Below are 15,885 nucleotides of genomic sequence, written 5' to 3'. Positions count from 1 at the left end.
ACCCGTTCAAAAGGGTTTTGCTTCGCTTGCTGCGGCCGGTAGTGGCAAAACCCGTTGTCCGGCCCAGGCTTGCGACACCAGTGCAATGGCAGTGGAGCCCGCCAGCACTGCGATCAAAAACAGCTTTCTGAAATCCATTATTTCCCCCTGTGAACACGCTCCCTGTGTCATCTGGGCATGGCTTTCATAATTTCACGTAAACGGTGGCGCAGACGGCGGAAACCCGCCGTCTGTGCAGATGCTGCAACCCGGGTCAGAGCGGCCAGAAAAACGGGATCAGCAGCGAGGCCAGCAATCCAACGCTCAGGTTCAACGGAATGCCGACCCGCAGGAAATCGCTGAACTTATAGCCGCCCGGACCATAGACCAGCATATTGGTCTGATAGCCGATCGGGGTGGCAAAGGAGGCCGAGGCCGCCACCATCACCGCCACCACCAGCGGCCGCGGATCCACGCCCATCGCCTGCGCCAGCCCTATGGCAATCGGGGTCACCACAACCGCCACCGCATTGTTGGAGACCAGCTCGGTCAGTACCGAGGTCAGCAGATACACGGCCCAGACCAGCAGGAAGGGCGGCAGCATCGACAGGAAGGGCGCGATGGCGCTGACGATCAGCTCTACCGCACCGGAGCTCTCCAGCGCTGCCCCGATAGCAAGCATGGAAAAGATCAGGGCCAGCAGGCTGCCATCAATGAAAGAGAACGCCTCGTCGGCGTCGATGCAGCGGGTCACAAAGACCAGTGCCACGGCAAAGACGGACAGCATCAGGATCGGTGCAATCCCTGCGGCTGCCAGCAGCACGATGCCAAACAGGGACACGATGGCAATCGGCGCATGGCTGCGGCGGTAGGCACGCTGGGTCGGCTGCGAGACATCTGCCAGATCCATATCCGCCGCCAGGCGCTGGATATCGGCCGGCGCGCCTTCCAGCAGCAGGGTATCGCCAACCCGCACCACCAGATCATCCAGCTGCACGCCGATGTTCTGATTCCGCCGGTGCACCGCCAGCGTATAGACCCCGTAGCGGCGGCGCAGGCGCATCGCCCCCAGCGAACGGCCGACCATGCGGCAGCCCGGGGTGATCAGCACTTCAACCGTCTCGGTTTCCACGGCCGAAACCTGGTCCACCCGCTTCAGCTCCTTGTTGCTTTGCAGGCTCAGCAGTTCGGTCATCTTGGTTCGCAGCACCACCCGGTCACCGACTTGCAGTTCCACCCCTTTGAGGTTGCGGCGCAGCGAGGCATCGCCGCGGATCACGTCGATCAAGCGAACGCCCGGGCGTTTGAACAGCTGCACCCCGGTCACTTCGCGGCCGATCAGGTTGCTGTCCGGCGGGATCACGGCCTCGGTAAAAAACTTCATCTTGGATTTGTCGCTGAGCAGCATTGCCATGCTGTCGCGGTCAGGCAGCAGCTTCGGGGCAATGAAGCGCAGATACACCATGCCGTAGACCACCAGGATCAGTCCAAGGGGGGTCACTTCGAAGATGCTGAAAGCAGCCAGCCCCTGAGCCCGGGCCACACCATCGACCAGCAGGTTGGTCGAGGTGCCGATCAGCGTCAGCGTGCCGCCCAGGATCGCCGCATAGCTGAGCGGGATCAGCAGTTTGGAGGCCGACAGGTTCAAGGTGCGGGAGATCTGGATGAAGACCGGGATCATCACCACCACCACGGGGGTGTTCGACACAACGGCGGACGCGGCCACAACAAAGGCCATCAGCAAAGCTATGGCCAGCTTTGGGTTCACCTCGGCCTGCTTCTTGGCAACCTGGGTAAAGGCATCCAGCGCCCCGGTGCGCACCAGGGCGCCCATGATGATGAACATTGCCGCAATGGTCCAGGGCGCCGGGTTGGCCAGCACCGGCAGCGCCTGGTCATAGGGCAGAACCCCGGTGGCCAGCATTGCAGCCACGCCGGTCAGGGCAACCACCTCGGTCGGATAGGTTTCCCGCAGGAATGCCACAAACATGGCCAGGACAATGGCTATCGCCAGGAACGCGCTGCCGGTGTCACCTAATTGGAAGAACTGCATATACCGTGACTATGCCCATATTGTTTCCGGCGGTCCAAAGCGCCCGGAGGCGCTCCGCCATCGCGCAGTCTCCCTGAAACCATTGAGCTGAGCAAGAAATTCCGTGCAGCCCGGCCCGCAGCCGGGTGGTTTCAGGACTTTTTACAACAAACAGCGTTTCCGCGGATAAATCCTCCCGCGCTGTGCGCCTTCAGGAGAACCCGGGCCGTGCTCAGGGCGCGGCCTCTTGCAGCAGCCCGCCATTGCGCACCATGCGAATCTGCTTGGCGGCACCGGTGCGGTCATCGGTCTCAACAAACACGCCAGACAGGGTGGCTTCGCCATTTGCAGGGGTAAAGCGGGATTTCGGCATGCCGGTCAGGAACCGGCGCATGGGCTCCGCCTTGTCCATGCCGATGACTGAGTTGTAGTCGCCGCACATGCCTGCATCGGTCAGATAGCCTGTGCCCTCGGACAGGATCTGCGCATCGGCCGTCGGCACATGGGTATGGGTGCCCACCACAAGCGAAGCGCGCCCATTGCAGAAGTGGCCCATGGCCATCTTCTCCGAGGTGGCCTCGCAATGCATATCGACGATGATGGCCTGGGCCAGCCCGCCGCGCGGGTGCGACTTCAAAACCGCCTCGACCGCGCCGAAGGGATCATCAAAGGCCCGCTTCATGAAGACCTGGCCCAGAACCTGCACCACCAGCACCTTGCGCCCGCCTGGTGCCTGGAACAGCCGGTAACCGCGGCCCGGCGCACCCTTGGCAAAGTTCAATGGCCGGATGATGCGCTGCTCCTTCTCGATGAACTGCAGCATGTCCTTCTGGTCAAAGGCATGGTCGCCCAGCGTCAGGCAGTCAACGCCGGCATCCAGCATCAGCTTGGCGTGCTCGCCGCTCAGCCCCATGCCATTGGAGGCGTTTTCACCGTTCACCACAACAAAATCGAGCCGCCACTCTTCGCGCAGCCGCGGCAGGGTTTCGGTAATGGCACGGCGCCCGGCGCGGCCCATCACATCGCCAAGAAACAGAATTCGCATTGCGCCGTGGTACGCGGTTGTGCCGGTCAGGACAAGGCCCGCCCCGCCGCAGGACGCAATTCAACCGCTCTCCCGGCGCTGTCGCCGACCCGCAGCGGTCAAAATCCTTGTGAAGGATTTTGCCAAAACTTTTGCCGAAAAGTTTTGGGCTGCCCGCTACAGCGGCCAGAACACCAGGATGGCCGGGATGGACACGGCAATGACAAGTGCTTCCAGCGGCAGGCCCATCCGCCAGTAATCGCCAAAGCGGTAGCCGCCGGGTCCCAGCACCAGCGTGTTGTTCTTGTGGCCGATGGGGGTCAGGAACGCCGCGGATGCTGCAACGGCCACAGCCATCAGGAAAGGGTCCGGAGAGACGCCGAGCGTCTCGGCCATCTGAATGCCGACTGGGGCAGCTACAATGGCGGTTGCCGTGTTGTTCAGCACATCCGACAAGGTCATGGTGACAACCATCAGCACGGTCAGCACCGCCCAGGCCGGCAACCCGGCTGTGAGGCCGGTCAGAGCATTGGCAATCAGCGCGGTGCCGCCGGACGCATCCAACGCCGCGCCCAGCGGGATCATCGAGCCCAGCAGCACAACAACCGGCCATTCAATATGGTCATAGATCTCCGCCACCGGCAGGATCTTCAGCAGGACATAGCCGATGGCCACCAGCCCCAGGGCCACCGGCAGGTACAGCAGGCCGACCGAGGCCGCCAGCACCGCGGCGGCGAACAGTCCGATCGCCGCCCAGGTTTTGTCATTTGCCGTCACCGCTAGCCCGCGTTCCGCCAGCGGCAGGCAGCCGAGCCAGTCCGTCACATCCGCGCTGCGCCCGCGCGGGCAGAGCAGCAGCAGGATGTCGCCGGCCTCGATTTCGGTCTGCCGGATGTGCCGGGTGATCCGGCGGCCCTGGCGCGACACCCCAAGCAGCACTGCGCTTTGCCGCCAGGCGAGCCCGATGGACTGGGCGCTGCGGCCGCGGATGCGGGCGGTTTCCGGCACCACCACCTCGGCCAGTTCCAGCCCGTCCCCGGCGGCGGTCAGTTTTTCCTGCCGGGCGGCATCCGCGAAATCCAGTTTCAGTGCGCTGCGGAACTCGTCCAGGGCTTCAGGCTCGGCTTCCAGCACCAGCGTGTCGCCTTCCTTCAGCAGGGCTGCCGCGGACCGCCCGTACCGCCGTTTGCCATCCCGGATCAGACCCAGGATTGCCACATCCGCTTTTTCTGCCTCCTCGTCCAGTTCTCCCAGCCGCTTGCCGATCAGATCCGAGCCTTCGCCCACGGTCAGCTCTGCCATATAAGGCGCAAGCTGTGCTTCAGAGGCACCAGCCGCGTTTTCCCGTGCCGGGATCAGCCGCCAGCCGATCAGCGCCACAAATGCCAGTCCCGCCAGGGCCGCAGCCCCGCCCACCGGGGCAAAGTCGAACATCCGGAAGGGCTCGCCCAGGGTCTCTTCGCGGATCGCGGCGATGATGATATTGGGCGGCGTGCCGATGAGCGTCGCCATGCCGCCCAGGATGGTGGCAAAAGAGAGGGGCATCAGGCTAAGGCCCGGCGCCCGGCCGGCCTTCCTTGCGGTTTGAATGTCCACTGGCATCAGCAGCGCCAGCGCTGCCACGTTGTTCATGAAGGCAGACAGTACTGCGCCAACCCCGCCCATCAGCGCGATATGCGCCCCAAGGCCCCTGGCACTGTCCACCAGCGTGCGGGTGATCAGGAATACCGCGCCTGAGCGCACCAGCCCGGCCGAGACAATCAGCACCAGCGCTACAACCAAAGTCGCCGGGTGCCCGAAGCCGGCAAAAGCCTCCCCCGCGGGCACCACACCCAGAACCACCCCCGCCATCAGCGCGGCAAAGGCCACCAGATCGTAACGGAAACGCCCCCACAGCAGCAGGGCAAAGACGGCAGCAAATAACGCAAATAAAACGGCTTGGTCGTATGTCATGCCGCCAGCTTAGCCGTGAAACCCCGCGGAACAAGGGGGATGGCGGGGCAGGGGCGCTTGAAAGCCGGCGGCGGCGCGGGCTATATGGGCGCAAATTCGAAATTTCAGCAGCAAGGATGCACCATGGCAGGCCATTCAAAATGGGCAAACATTCAGCACCGCAAAGGCCGTCAGGACGCGGCGCGGTCCAAACTGTTTTCCAAGCTGGCCAAGGAGATCACCGTGGCCGCCAAGATGGGCGACCCTGATCCCGACAAGAACCCGCGCCTGCGTCTGGCGGTGAAGGAAGCCAAGAGCCAATCCGTGCCCAAGGACGTGATTGAACGCGCGATCAAGAAGGCCGTTGGCGGCGACGCAGAAAACTATGACGAGATCCGCTACGAAGGCTACGGCCCCAATGGCGTGGCCGTCATCGTCGAGGCGATGACCGACAACAAGAACCGCACCGCTTCCAACGTGCGCTCCACCTTCTCCAAGAACGGCGGCAATCTGGGTGAAACCGGCTCGGTTGGCTTCATGTTCGACCGCAAGGGCGAGGTGAGCTACCCGGCCTCCGTGGGCGACGCCGACACCGTGATGATGGCGGCCATCGAAGCCGGCGCCGAGGATGTGGAAAGCTCCGAAGACGGCCACATCATCTATTGCGCCGATACCGACCTCAACGATGTGTCGAACGCACTTGAGGCCGAGCTGGGCGAATCCGAGTCGACCAAGCTGGTCTGGAAACCGAGCACCACCACCGAGCTGGACCTGGAAGGCATGCAGAAGCTGATGAAACTGGTGGATGCGCTGGAAGACGACGATGATGTGCAGCGCGTCACCACCAACTTCGAAGCCTCAGACGAGGTGATGGCGCAGCTCTGATCTGCACCGCAAATCACACAAACCAAGGCCCGCCTCCCCGGCGGGCTTTTTCTTTTTCGCGGCTTCATGCCGGCCTGCAATACTCCGGGGTAAGGCCGTCAGACCGAGGGGGCAGCGCCCCCAGCCAGTCCAGTTTGCCAGCCCTATGCTGCCGGTCCTATCCGGCGGCATAGGGCATTCTCACTCCGTGAGAACCCCGCCCGCCAGCAATTCCTGCCGCTCCGGCCGCCACAGTTCCGTGTGCCCGGCGTCAAAAATCCGGGCTGCGAACTCCGGGCTGACTCCCTGGCGCAGCAAAAAGGCGCGATCTTTTTCCTGCTCTTGCTGCAGGTCAATCTGTGGCAGGCCGGTTGCGAATTGCAGCGCATAGCTGTGAAATCCGAGTGCTCCGTCCGGACCCAGGCGGCGGCGGGTGCCTGCGGCAAATATCAGGGTGCAGGCTGAGGCGCAGAGCCCCGCTGCTTCCGTTTCCAGGCCATGCTGCCGGATCAGTTTTGCGGCACCGCGGGCTTCCGCGATCAGCCCGCCAGGGCTGGTGAGCGCAAACTGCTGCAACCCGGGAGACTCTGCCAGAATCCGAGTCAGCCGCTTGGTCAGGCCAAAGGTCACTTCGCCCTCAAAGACGAGAATCTGCCCGTCCGGGGAAACCGTCAGGGTGTAAAGCGCTTCACGCGCCCGCCGCTGCTGTTCGGCATAGGGCAGGCCGGTTGGTTCTTCGGTTTTGGCAATCAGCAGCGCATCCCACCACAGGGTGACTGCGGCAAATCCCGCAAACAATATCACCAAATAGCCGCCCCAGACCGGTGCCATTGCCCCGGTGCTGCGCACATGGCCATCGGCACTGCGCTGGAAAGTGCGGAACTGCCACAGCAGAAATCCCCCGTCTGCCGCTATCAGAGCAAATGCCAGCGGCACTGGCAGCTTGAGCCACTGGTTGATCGCCAACCAAGCAGCCACGACAGCTGCCCGCGGCGCAAGAACCTGCAGGGCCAGGCTGCGGCGGAGGGACCCGGCCTGCGGCATCAGCCGCGCCGCCCGCCGGAAGCGGTGCAATTTTCTTGCAAGAAAATTGGCCGGAAAATTCGAATTTTCCGGCGCCCGGGGATGCGCGTTACTCTACAAATGCGGCGATCTCCTCCAGCGGTTTCTTCAGCTTGGCCACCGACGGCACGGATGCATCTGCCGCCGGATGGCCGACAGCAATGATCATGGTGGGCTTTTCCGACGCCGGCCGGTCCAGTGCGCCATTCAGAAACTTCATCGGGTTCGGCGTATGGGTCAAGGTGCACAATCCTGCCGTATGCAGCGCCGTCAGCAAAACGCCGGTGGCGATGTTCACGCTTTCGGGCACGTAGTAGTTCTTGAACCTTGTGCCATCCTCGAACTCCCCCCAGCGCTGGGCAAAGACCACAATCAGCCAGGGCGCAGTGGTCAGATGCGGCTTGTCCGCATCGGTGCCGATCGGCTCCAGCGCCTTGATCCACTCATCTCCTGCGCCGCCCGCATAGAATTTGCGCTCTTCTTCTTCGGCTTCTTCCCGGACCCGCGCCTTCAAAGCAGGGTTCGAGACCGCTGCAAAGAACCAGGGCTGATGGTTGGCGCCCGAGGGGGCGGTTCCGGCGGCCCGGATGCAATCGGCGATCACCTCCCGCGGCACCGGCTGGTCCGTGAAATCCCGAACCGTGTGCCGCCGCCGCATATGGGCAAGGAACTCTGCTGCCTTTTCCCGCATCTGCGCGTCGGAATACCCGGCCCGGTCGGGCAGGGGGAGCGGCTCGTAACTCAGGGCGTCTTTGGCAAACATCTGCGGGAAGTCCTATCAGTCTTGTGTCAAATACTGCTTGGCAGATTTCTGCACTGCCAGGGTCACCTCTGCAAGTGCCGGGGCCATCACACGGGAGACCTGCCAGGTGAGCGGAACCGCCAGCGCCGTACCAGCAATCAGCGGCACCAGCCGGCCGGAGCGGATATCCTCCTCTACCATCGCCAGCGGGTTCATGCCCCAGCCTAGGCCTGCAGCGGCGGCGTCAATGAACGCCTGGGTCGAGGGCAGGAAATGCGCTGGCGGCGCTAGCCCCGGTGCCACATTCCGATCAAGCCATAGCCGCTGCAGCTGGTCCTTGGCATTAAAGATCATGCAGGGTGCGCGCGCTGCGGCCTCTGCCGTTACCCCGTCCGGAAACCAGCGCGCCATGAACGCAGGGCTGGCCGTCGCCGCATAGTCCAGCGCGCCCAGGGGATAGGCGTCAAACCCTGTGACCGGCCGGGCGCTTGCGGTCACTGCTGCCGAGACTTCGCCGCGCTTCAGCCACTCGGCACTGTGGTCCTGATCATCCACCACCAGATCGAACAGCACCCCCTCCACTTCGGCCATGGCGTGGATGAACCAGCTCGCCAGGCTGTCCGCATTGACCGCAATCCGCAGCCGCACCGGGCCGGAGCCGCCCTCCAAGGCCAGCTCGCGCGCCAGCTGCGCCTCCAATAGCCCGATGTCCTCGGCGTGTTTGGCCAGCCGCAGCCCTGCTGCGGTGCCGGTGCAGGGCGCCCCCCGCAGCACCAGCGCTGCGCCGATCCGGTCCTCCAGCGCCTTGATCCGCTGGGAAATGGCCGAGGGCGTCACCCGCAGGGAATGCGCCGCCGCCTCAAATGAGCCAAGCCGCAGAACCGCGCTCAGCGCTGCCAATTGGCTGGGATCCATTTGCATTAGCAACTCTAATCTGACGTTAATCTCTTTAACTGGATTAAGGCCCGTGGAGGCAGTAGTCAAACCCCAGCACAACAATGGAGACTGCAATGCCCCTCAGCCTGCCGCCAAGCCTGATTGCCGGATTTGCCCTCGGCCTGAGCCTGATCATGGCGATCGGCGCCCAGAATGCCTTTGTCCTGCGCCAGGGGCTGCGGCGGCAGCATGTGTTCTGGATCTGCCTCACCTGCGCAGGCTCCGATGCGCTGCTGATCACTGCCGGCGTGCTGGGCTTTGGCTCTTTGGCCCTGGCATTGCCGTGGTTCGAACAGGCCATGCGCCTGGGCGGCGCCGCCTTCCTGATCTGGTACGGCGCCCGTGCCCTGCGCGCCGCCTGGAAGGGCGGCGAAACCCTGGAGGCCGCGCAGGAGGGGGCAGGGGCGGCGCTGCTGCCAGTGCTGGCCACCGTGCTGGCGCTCACCTGGCTGAACCCGCATGTCTATCTGGATACCGTGGTGCTGCTGGGCTCGATTTCGGCTCAATACCCCGAACCGCTGGTCTTTGCGGCCGGCGCAACCATCGCCAGCTTCAGCTTCTTCTTCTCGCTCGGCTATGGCGCCAGCCTTTTGGCCCCGGTCTTTGCCCGCCCGCGCGCCTGGCAGGTGCTGGACGCCATTGTCGGCCTCACCATGTGGGCAATTGCCGCCAAGCTCCTGCTGATGTGAAGAACAGCGCCCTATGAACAGCGCCTGTGCGCGGGTCGGCCTTACGCCTGCGCATAAACAGCCTACCTTTCCTTCAGAACCGCCAAGAGGAGGGAAAGATGAGCTGGAACCCGGCCCTGGAACCGCAATGCCCCGACGCGGGCAGCCTGGACGCAATCGAAACCGTGATCATCCCGCGTGCCCGCGACCTTGGCGGCTTTGAGGTCCGCCGCGCGCTGCCCGCCCCGCGCCGACAGATGGTCGGCCCCTTCATCTTCTTCGATCAGGCCGGCCCCGCCGAATTCCTGACCGGGCAGGGCATCGACGTGCGCCCGCATCCGCATATCGGCTTGGGCACTGTCACCTACCTCTACAAGGGTGAGTTTGAGCACCGCGACTCCTTAGGCACCCATCAGATGATCTACCCAGGCGAGGTGAACTGGATGGTCGCAGGCGAAGGTGTCACCCATTCCGAGCGCACGTCTGCCGCGACCCGGCAGAATCCCAGCAGCCTGTTCGGCATCCAGACCTGGATCGCGCTGCCGGAAAGCCATGAGGACACCCCAGCCGCCTTCGAGCATCACGGGCAGGAGGCGCTGCCTTTCCTTGAGGGAGAAGGCAAGGAGGTGCGCCTGATCCTTGGTTCCGCCTGGGGTGAGAAAGCGCCTGTAACCCTTTATTCAGAAACCTTTTATGCGGATGCGATTCTGCAGCCCGGCGCCAAGCTGCCGCTGCCTTCCGATCACGAGGACCGGGGGCTTTATGTCACCCAGGGTTCGGTGCAGATCGCCGGCGAAACCTTTGAGGCGGGGCGGATGATGGTATTCCGGCCAGGAGACGAAATCACAGTGACCGCAGGCCGGCAGGGCGCCCGGCTGATGGCGTTGGGCGGCGAGACGCTGAACGGGCCGCGCTACATCTGGTGGAACTTCGTCGCCTCCTCGCGCGACAGGATCGAGGCTGCCAAGGAGGCTTGGGCTGCAGGCGACTGGCAGCACGGCCGCTTTCAGCTGCCGCCGGGCGACGACCAGGAGTTCATTCCGCTGCCCTGATCGCTGCCTTGCCGGCGGGTGCCTGGAAATAATTCACATGTGAAGCCTTGCGCCTGGACCCGAACGGGTGTTCTGTCACCGCCATGAGCCAGCCAGCCACAGCCTCCCAAGCCGCCCAAAACCCTCTGAAGGGAGTGTTCTGGATGGTGGTAACCGGCCTGTGCTTTGTGGCGGTGACGGCGCTGGTCAAGCATCTTGGCAGCCGCATCCCGCCCGCCGAAAGCGCCTTTCTGCGATATCTTCTGGGGCTGGTCTTCCTGATCCCGATGATCGGCGCCCTGCGCAAGGCGCGCCTGACGCCGCGGCTCTGGTCACTGTTTGCCGGCCGGGGCGTGGTGCATACTGCCGGGGTCATCCTGTGGTTCTACGCCATGACCCAGATCCCCCTGGCTGAAGTCACCGCGATGAACTACCTGTCGCCGGTCTATGTCACCCTTGGCGCGGCGCTGTTCCTGGGCGAAAAGCTGGCCTTCCGCCGCATCACCGCCATCGCGGTGGCGCTGATTGGCGCGCTGATCATCCTGCGCCCGGGATTCCGCGAGGTCTCCCCCGGCCATATTGCCATGCTGTTCACCGCTGTGTCCTTCGGCGCCTCCTATCTGATCGCCAAATTCACCGTCGGCAGCAACAGCCCGGCGGTTGTTGTGGCGATGCTCTCTATCTTCGTCACAATCGGCCTGGCGCCGTTTGCCTGGGCTGTCTGGGTGCCGCCGACCCTGGCGGAAACCGCTATCCTGTTCGGCGTTGCCTGCTTTGCCACTGCGGGCCATTACACAATGACGCTTGCCTTTGCCGCCGCCCCGGTGGCCGTGACCCAGCCGGTCACCTTCCTGCAATTGGTCTGGGCGACCTTGCTGGGTGCCTTGGCATTCGGCGAGCCTGCCGACATCTGGGTCATGTCCGGAGGCGGCCTGATCCTGGCGGCTGTCAGCTTTATCTCCTGGCGTGAAGCCATGATAAAAAAGAGAGCCGCTACACCTTCCGGTAATGTAACTGACGTCTAATCGTCTTATAATTGTTACAAACCCAGAATACCCTCCAGCCCTTACAGGAGGGTAAGGGGGGCTATGAATGGCGCTGATGTATTGGCTCCCACTGCTGCTGACCGCGGCCCTCACTGTTCCGCAGGCCGGTTTTGCTGCTGTCAGCATCTGCAATGATACCAGTGAGCTTCATAATCTGGCTGTCAGCTCGCGCGGCGATGAAGGCTGGGTGACAAACGGCTGGCATCCGCTTCGGCCCGGCGACTGCCGGGCGGCGGTGCCTGAGGGGCACCAGGGCAAGTACTTCTATTACCGTGCGGAAAGCCCGGGGCACAGATTCCGCGACGACGGTATCCGCTTTTGCACCGCTTCCGGCGGATTCCGGATCAAGGGAAACAAGAAATGCGCGAGCCGCGGCTATGCGAAGCAGGGCTTTGCCAAGGCCCGCGTTGACGCGGAAGGGCACAAGATCCTGCTCAGCACCCGCTCGCAGCGCAACGCTGCGGCGCTTCCGGAAGCAGCGGCCGGGGCGCATCAGGCTTACGCGGCAGAGGTGGTCTTTCAAGGCTGTGCCCAACTCAGGGCCGAGGGCCGCGTACGGTGCCGGTTTGTCGCCGGCGGGATGGAGCTCAGCACCGAAGGCGGCAGCGGTTTCGCTACCCCTCAGTTTGCCTATCTTCAGGGCCTGCAAAGCGGCGCGCCGCTGTTTGTCGACGGGCTGCTGACCTCAGCCCTTGACGCGTATGGAGAGCTGGTTTTGCGCAGCGTTGCACCGCGCCAGCCAAACCGGTTCGACCGGATGCTGCAGCAAATGCAGGGGGAGTGGTCATCGGCGCAAGATCCACAGGACAGATTCGTCATTTCCGGATCCGTCCGGCAGAGCAGCTATCAGGGCAGCCGGATGCCGCCAGAGCTGGTTTCGGTCCAGGGCAGCTGCCGCGGGGTCGAGCAGTCGGGGGACTTCCTGATGGCCTGGGACCGGGAACGCGGCACCAGCCTGTGCTACCGCATCCAAGCCCTGACCGCAGAGGAGCTTGCATTGGTGTACCTGCCGCGCGGCACCCGGCTTATCTACCGCCGCCCTAAGGGCTCCTGAACCGCCAGGGCGTGTTTCACAGAGTTTCAGAGATGTTTCAGGGGATCACCAGATCCACCACCCGGTGCGCTGCAGCACGCGCGGCGGCGGGGTTTAGCGCACTCTCGGATTGCGCCGCCTGCAGCCAGACACCATCCATGTAGCACTGCAGTGCCTGGCGCGCGGTCTCAACCTGATCTTCCGGCAGCACTGTCCGCAGCTCTGCCAGCACATGGCTGCGCACCCGCGCCCGGTTGATTCGATGCAGGCGGCTCAGCCGCGGTGAATAGGGGGCGTTTGCCCAGAATTGCATCCAGATACTGCATTGCGGAACGGTATAAAGCGTATCGGCAAAGTTCGCATCCATCACCGCATAAAGCCGCTCCCGCGGGGTCCGTGCGGTTGCATAGCCTTCGGTCATTGCCTTGCGGAGCTTGCTGAGAAGATGCCGCATGGTGGCTTCCATCAGCCCTTCCTTGGAGCCGAAGTAATAGTTGATGGACGCTGCGGAGGCGCCGGCCTCCCTGGCAATTTCCGCCATGGTCACAACACCATAGCCGCGTTCGTGCACAGCAATGATGGTGGCCTCGATCAGCTCTTCGTTTCGGATGTCCCGGATGCGTTTCCTGCTCATGGTAAAGTAGTGCGGCAATTGGGCCGCCGTTTCAACTGTTGTTCGCGTGAAATGATTTCTTGAATGATCATTTAAAAAATCATTTGGCGGAACAGACTCCTGTGTTATGTACCCGTCCCATGTCTTGGGGCGGGAACCGCCCGCAAATGGGAGGGACATATGACTGCAATCATCTCGTTCGGGATTCTGCTGGCCTTTGCGCTGGTGGCGTTCTGCGTGATCAAGTGGTGGAACGTCCGCAATGTCGGCGTGACCCCCGTTCACCTTTTCACCTTCATCGCAATTCTGTTCACGTCCGGTCTGGACGTGGGCCTGATCATGTTCCCGCTGGCCTGGGATTTCCCGCTTTATGCAAATGTGGAAGAAAACCCGGCCTATGGCTTCACCAACCCGCTGGCGCTGGAATTCGGATTCTGGGGCTTCCTGATCTGGGGCTTCTACTTCCTCACCACCTTCTACTTCTGTGTGATCGAGCCGCGGGTGAAGTTCTTTGAGATCCCGCTGGTGAAGCTGATCAACAACATCGTGATCATCGGCACCTGCGCCTTCACCGGTGCGCTGTTCCTGGTCTACCTGCCGTATTACGCCACCTTCATGGGCGACGGCGAAAGCGTGATCCCGGCCTTCTACGTCATCACCTTCCTGGTGATCCTGTTTGCCGCCTTCTCCTCGACCGACATCAAGTATGTGCGCATCCTGTCGGTGGGCTCCACCGGCCTGTTCCTGGCGCTGATCCTCGGCATGTGGGCTTATGCCGGCATGGGCCTGGGTGCCTTTGCGGACACCGCTTCCAACATCGGCGGCTATTTCGCGAACATCCACAAGTTCATCCTGCCGCTGACCGACTATCATGAGTTCTACCTGTTCTGGTGGTTCGCATGGTCGATCATGATCGGCCAGTTCACCTCGCGCTTTGTTGGCGGCCTGCGCACCTGGCAGGTTCTGGCAGCGCTGCTGGTGTTCCCGTCGATCCCGCTGGGGATCTGGTTCTCGGTGCTCTACTACTACCACCTGAACAGCATTGAGACGACGCTGCTGATCAATGTCTCGATGGTCGCGGTGGGCATCATCTTCGTGGTCAACTCCTTTGACTCGCTGATCCGCCTCTACACCGACAACCTGAACCTGACTGCGCAGCGCTTCGGCACCATCCCCTATGTGATCGGCAATGCCGTGGTTCTGTTCGGCCTGACCTTGGCCTTCCAGAGCCAGTGGCTGCAGATCCAGTGGATCGGCACCGCGGTGATCGGCATCTACGTGGCCTGCCTGGGCTACATCCTGATCGCCAAGCGCAGCGAAGTGATGAGCATCGACGCCTCGCCCGAGGAAAACACGCTCGACTTCGAAAAGATCAAGGCGGCCCACTAAGGGCGGTCTCCCGGCTGGATCTCTGTTTCCCCGAATAGTCGGTTCAGCCATCAACTGCCTGGCAGTGCCTCCGGGCCTGCCAGGCGCCTTTCAACTCCGCCACCCAGGCGGAGGTCCGCGACAAGCGGCTCTGCTGCCGGATACTATCCGGCGCGTTGCCCCGGAGCCGCTTTTCCCGGACCCTGCTGCCTGCTGGCGGAAAGGCCCGAATCCGAAACCGGCGGCGGCATCGCCCGCCAAGCCAGCACGACCCTGAAATTGCTGCTGCGGCAGCGCTGAAACCTTTGAACAGATTGGACCCGAGCATCATGACCCATCCCGCTCAGCCCAAGGCCAGCCACTTTATCAATGGCGAATATGTCGAAGACACCGCCGGCACCCCGATCCCGGTGATCTATGCCGCCACCGGCGAGCAGATCGCCACCGTCTATGCCGCCACCCCCGCGATCGTGGATCAGGCGCTTTCGACCGCCAAAGCAGCCCAGAAAGAATGGGCGAAAATGACCGGCACCGAGCGCGGCCGCATCCTGCGCCGTGCCGCCGACATCATGCGCGAGCGCAACCACGAACTCAGCGTTCTGGAAACCTATGACACCGGCAAGCCGCTGCAGGAAACCCTGGTGGCGGACGCCACTTCCGGCGCCGACGCGCTGGAATATTTCGGCGGGCTGGCTGCCTCGCTCACTGGCGAGCACATCCCGATGGGCGAAGACTGGGTCTACACCGTGCGCGAGGCGCTGGGCCTCTGCGTCGGCATCGGCGCCTGGAACTACCCGACCCAGATCGCCTGCTGGAAAGGCGCGCCCGCGCTGGCCTGCGGCAACTCGATGGTGTTCAAGCCTTCGGAAACCACGCCGCTCTGCGCCCTGAAAGTGGCCGAAATCCTGCATGAGGCAGGCCTGCCCGCAGGCCTTTACAACGTCGTCCAGGGCATGGGCGAGGTGGGCGGCGCGCTGGTCACCGATCCGCGCGTCGACAAGGTTTCGCTGACCGGCTCGGTTCCGACCGGCAAGAAGGTCTATGCCGCGGCAGCGGAAGGCATGAAGCACGTCACCATGGAGTTGGGCGGCAAGTCGCCGCTGATCATCTTTGACGATGCCGATGTTGAAAATGCCGTGGGCGGCGCCATCAACGGCAACTTCTACTCCTCCGGCCAGGTGTGCTCGAACGGCACCCGGGTCTTTGTGCAGAAAGGCATCAAGGAGAAATTCCTGGCCCGCCTGGCCGAACGCACCGGCAACGCCGTGATCGGCGACCCGATGGACGAGGCCACCAGCTTTGGCCCGATGGTCACCGAGAACCAGATGAACATCGTGCTGGGCTACATCGAAAAGGGCAAGGAAGAGGGCGCCCGCGTTGTCTGCGGCGGTGCCCGTGCCGACATGGACGGCTACTACATTCAACCGACCGTCTTTGCCGATGTGACCGACGATATGACCATCGCCCGCGAGGAAATCTTTGGACCCGTCATGTCCGTTCTCGACTTCGACACCGAGGAAGAGGTGATCGCCCGCGCCAATGACACCGAGTTCGG

15 protein-coding genes are annotated in these 15,885 nt (G+C 63.1%); 7 read left to right on the top strand and 8 right to left on the bottom strand.

Annotated features, from left to right (window positions below; genetic code table 11):
- Window positions 1-6: 6 nt before the first annotated feature.
- The 4 genes from RA20_RS26310 to RA20_RS13365 all read right to left on the bottom strand — a co-directional run bounded on the left by RA20_RS26310 (window position 7) and on the right by RA20_RS13365 (window position 4,988).
- Window positions 7-138, bottom strand: a complete 132-nt coding sequence (locus RA20_RS26310) for a hypothetical protein (RefSeq protein ID WP_275041463.1) — start codon at window positions 136-138, stop codon at window positions 7-9.
- A gap of 115 nt (window positions 139-253) precedes the next feature.
- On the bottom strand, window positions 254-2,032 hold the full coding sequence (locus RA20_RS13375) for an SLC13 family permease (protein WP_039129554.1): 1,779 nt from the start codon (window positions 2,030-2,032) through the stop codon (window positions 254-256).
- Between the two features lie 211 nt (window positions 2,033-2,243).
- Window positions 2,244-3,056 (bottom strand): TIGR00282 family metallophosphoesterase, encoded by an 813-nt coding sequence (locus tag RA20_RS13370; protein WP_039129552.1) that lies wholly within the window; start codon window positions 3,054-3,056, stop codon window positions 2,244-2,246.
- A gap of 156 nt (window positions 3,057-3,212) precedes the next feature.
- On the bottom strand, window positions 3,213-4,988 hold the full coding sequence (locus RA20_RS13365) for an SLC13 family permease (RefSeq protein ID WP_039129550.1): 1,776 nt from the start codon (window positions 4,986-4,988) through the stop codon (window positions 3,213-3,215).
- A 123-nt stretch (window positions 4,989-5,111) separates the two neighbouring features.
- Between RA20_RS13365 and RA20_RS13360 the strand changes: the two genes are divergently transcribed.
- Entirely contained in the window at window positions 5,112-5,852 is a 741-nt protein-coding gene (locus tag RA20_RS13360; RefSeq protein WP_039129611.1) for a YebC/PmpR family DNA-binding transcriptional regulator, read from the top strand.
- 180 nt (window positions 5,853-6,032) lie between these two features.
- Here RA20_RS13360 and RA20_RS13355 read toward each other — a convergent pair whose 3' ends face one another.
- The 3 genes from RA20_RS13355 to RA20_RS13345 form a co-directional block, all read right to left on the bottom strand.
- Window positions 6,033-6,809, bottom strand: a complete 777-nt coding sequence (locus tag RA20_RS13355) for a COG3904 family protein (protein ID WP_241482256.1) — start codon at window positions 6,807-6,809, stop codon at window positions 6,033-6,035.
- Between the two features lie 154 nt (window positions 6,810-6,963).
- On the bottom strand, window positions 6,964-7,656 hold the full coding sequence (locus RA20_RS13350; RefSeq protein WP_039129548.1) for a nitroreductase family protein: 693 nt from the start codon (window positions 7,654-7,656) through the stop codon (window positions 6,964-6,966).
- Between the two features lie 15 nt (window positions 7,657-7,671).
- A complete protein-coding gene (locus tag RA20_RS13345; RefSeq protein WP_039129545.1) occupies window positions 7,672-8,556 on the bottom strand; it encodes a LysR family transcriptional regulator ArgP in 885 nt (294 codons plus the stop codon).
- Window positions 8,557-8,657: 101 nt separating this feature from the next.
- Here RA20_RS13345 and RA20_RS13340 point away from each other — a divergent pair, with 101 nt between their 5' ends.
- The 4 genes from RA20_RS13340 (at window position 8,658) to RA20_RS13325 (ending at window position 12,370) form a co-directional block, all read left to right on the top strand.
- Complete coding sequence (locus RA20_RS13340; RefSeq protein WP_039129606.1) at window positions 8,658-9,260, top strand: LysE/ArgO family amino acid transporter; 603 nt, start codon at window positions 8,658-8,660, stop codon at window positions 9,258-9,260.
- A 98-nt stretch (window positions 9,261-9,358) separates the two neighbouring features.
- Window positions 9,359-10,291 carry a pirin family protein gene (locus RA20_RS13335; protein WP_039129543.1) on the top strand — a complete coding sequence of 311 codons (933 nt, stop codon included), beginning with the start codon at window positions 9,359-9,361 and terminating at the stop codon, window positions 10,289-10,291.
- An 83-nt stretch (window positions 10,292-10,374) separates the two neighbouring features.
- On the top strand, window positions 10,375-11,295 hold the full coding sequence (locus RA20_RS13330; protein ID WP_052248999.1) for a DMT family transporter: 921 nt from the start codon (window positions 10,375-10,377) through the stop codon (window positions 11,293-11,295).
- A gap of 76 nt (window positions 11,296-11,371) precedes the next feature.
- Window positions 11,372-12,370 carry a DUF1036 domain-containing protein gene (locus RA20_RS13325; RefSeq protein WP_241482255.1) on the top strand — a complete coding sequence of 333 codons (999 nt, stop codon included), beginning with the start codon at window positions 11,372-11,374 and terminating at the stop codon, window positions 12,368-12,370.
- 37 nt (window positions 12,371-12,407) lie between these two features.
- Here the strand turns inward: RA20_RS13325 and betI are convergent, their stop codons facing one another.
- Window positions 12,408-12,983, bottom strand: coding sequence for a choline-binding transcriptional repressor BetI (betI, locus tag RA20_RS13320; RefSeq protein WP_039129535.1), 576 nt, complete (start codon window positions 12,981-12,983; stop codon window positions 12,408-12,410).
- A gap of 159 nt (window positions 12,984-13,142) precedes the next feature.
- Here betI and RA20_RS13315 point away from each other — a divergent pair, with 159 nt between their 5' ends.
- Both RA20_RS13315 and betB read left to right on the top strand, forming a co-directional pair.
- Window positions 13,143-14,351, top strand: coding sequence for a choline transporter (locus RA20_RS13315; protein WP_039129532.1), 1,209 nt, complete (start codon window positions 13,143-13,145; stop codon window positions 14,349-14,351).
- A gap of 308 nt (window positions 14,352-14,659) precedes the next feature.
- Window positions 14,660-15,885 (top strand): betaine-aldehyde dehydrogenase (betB, locus tag RA20_RS13310; RefSeq protein WP_039129601.1); only part of this gene is annotated, 1,226 nt, incomplete at its 3' end.

This window comes from Leisingera sp. ANG-Vp, from assembly GCF_000813725.1.
Lineage (GTDB): Bacteria > Pseudomonadota > Alphaproteobacteria > Rhodobacterales > Rhodobacteraceae > Leisingera.
This window is presented reverse-complemented; position numbering and strand designations above follow the sequence as displayed.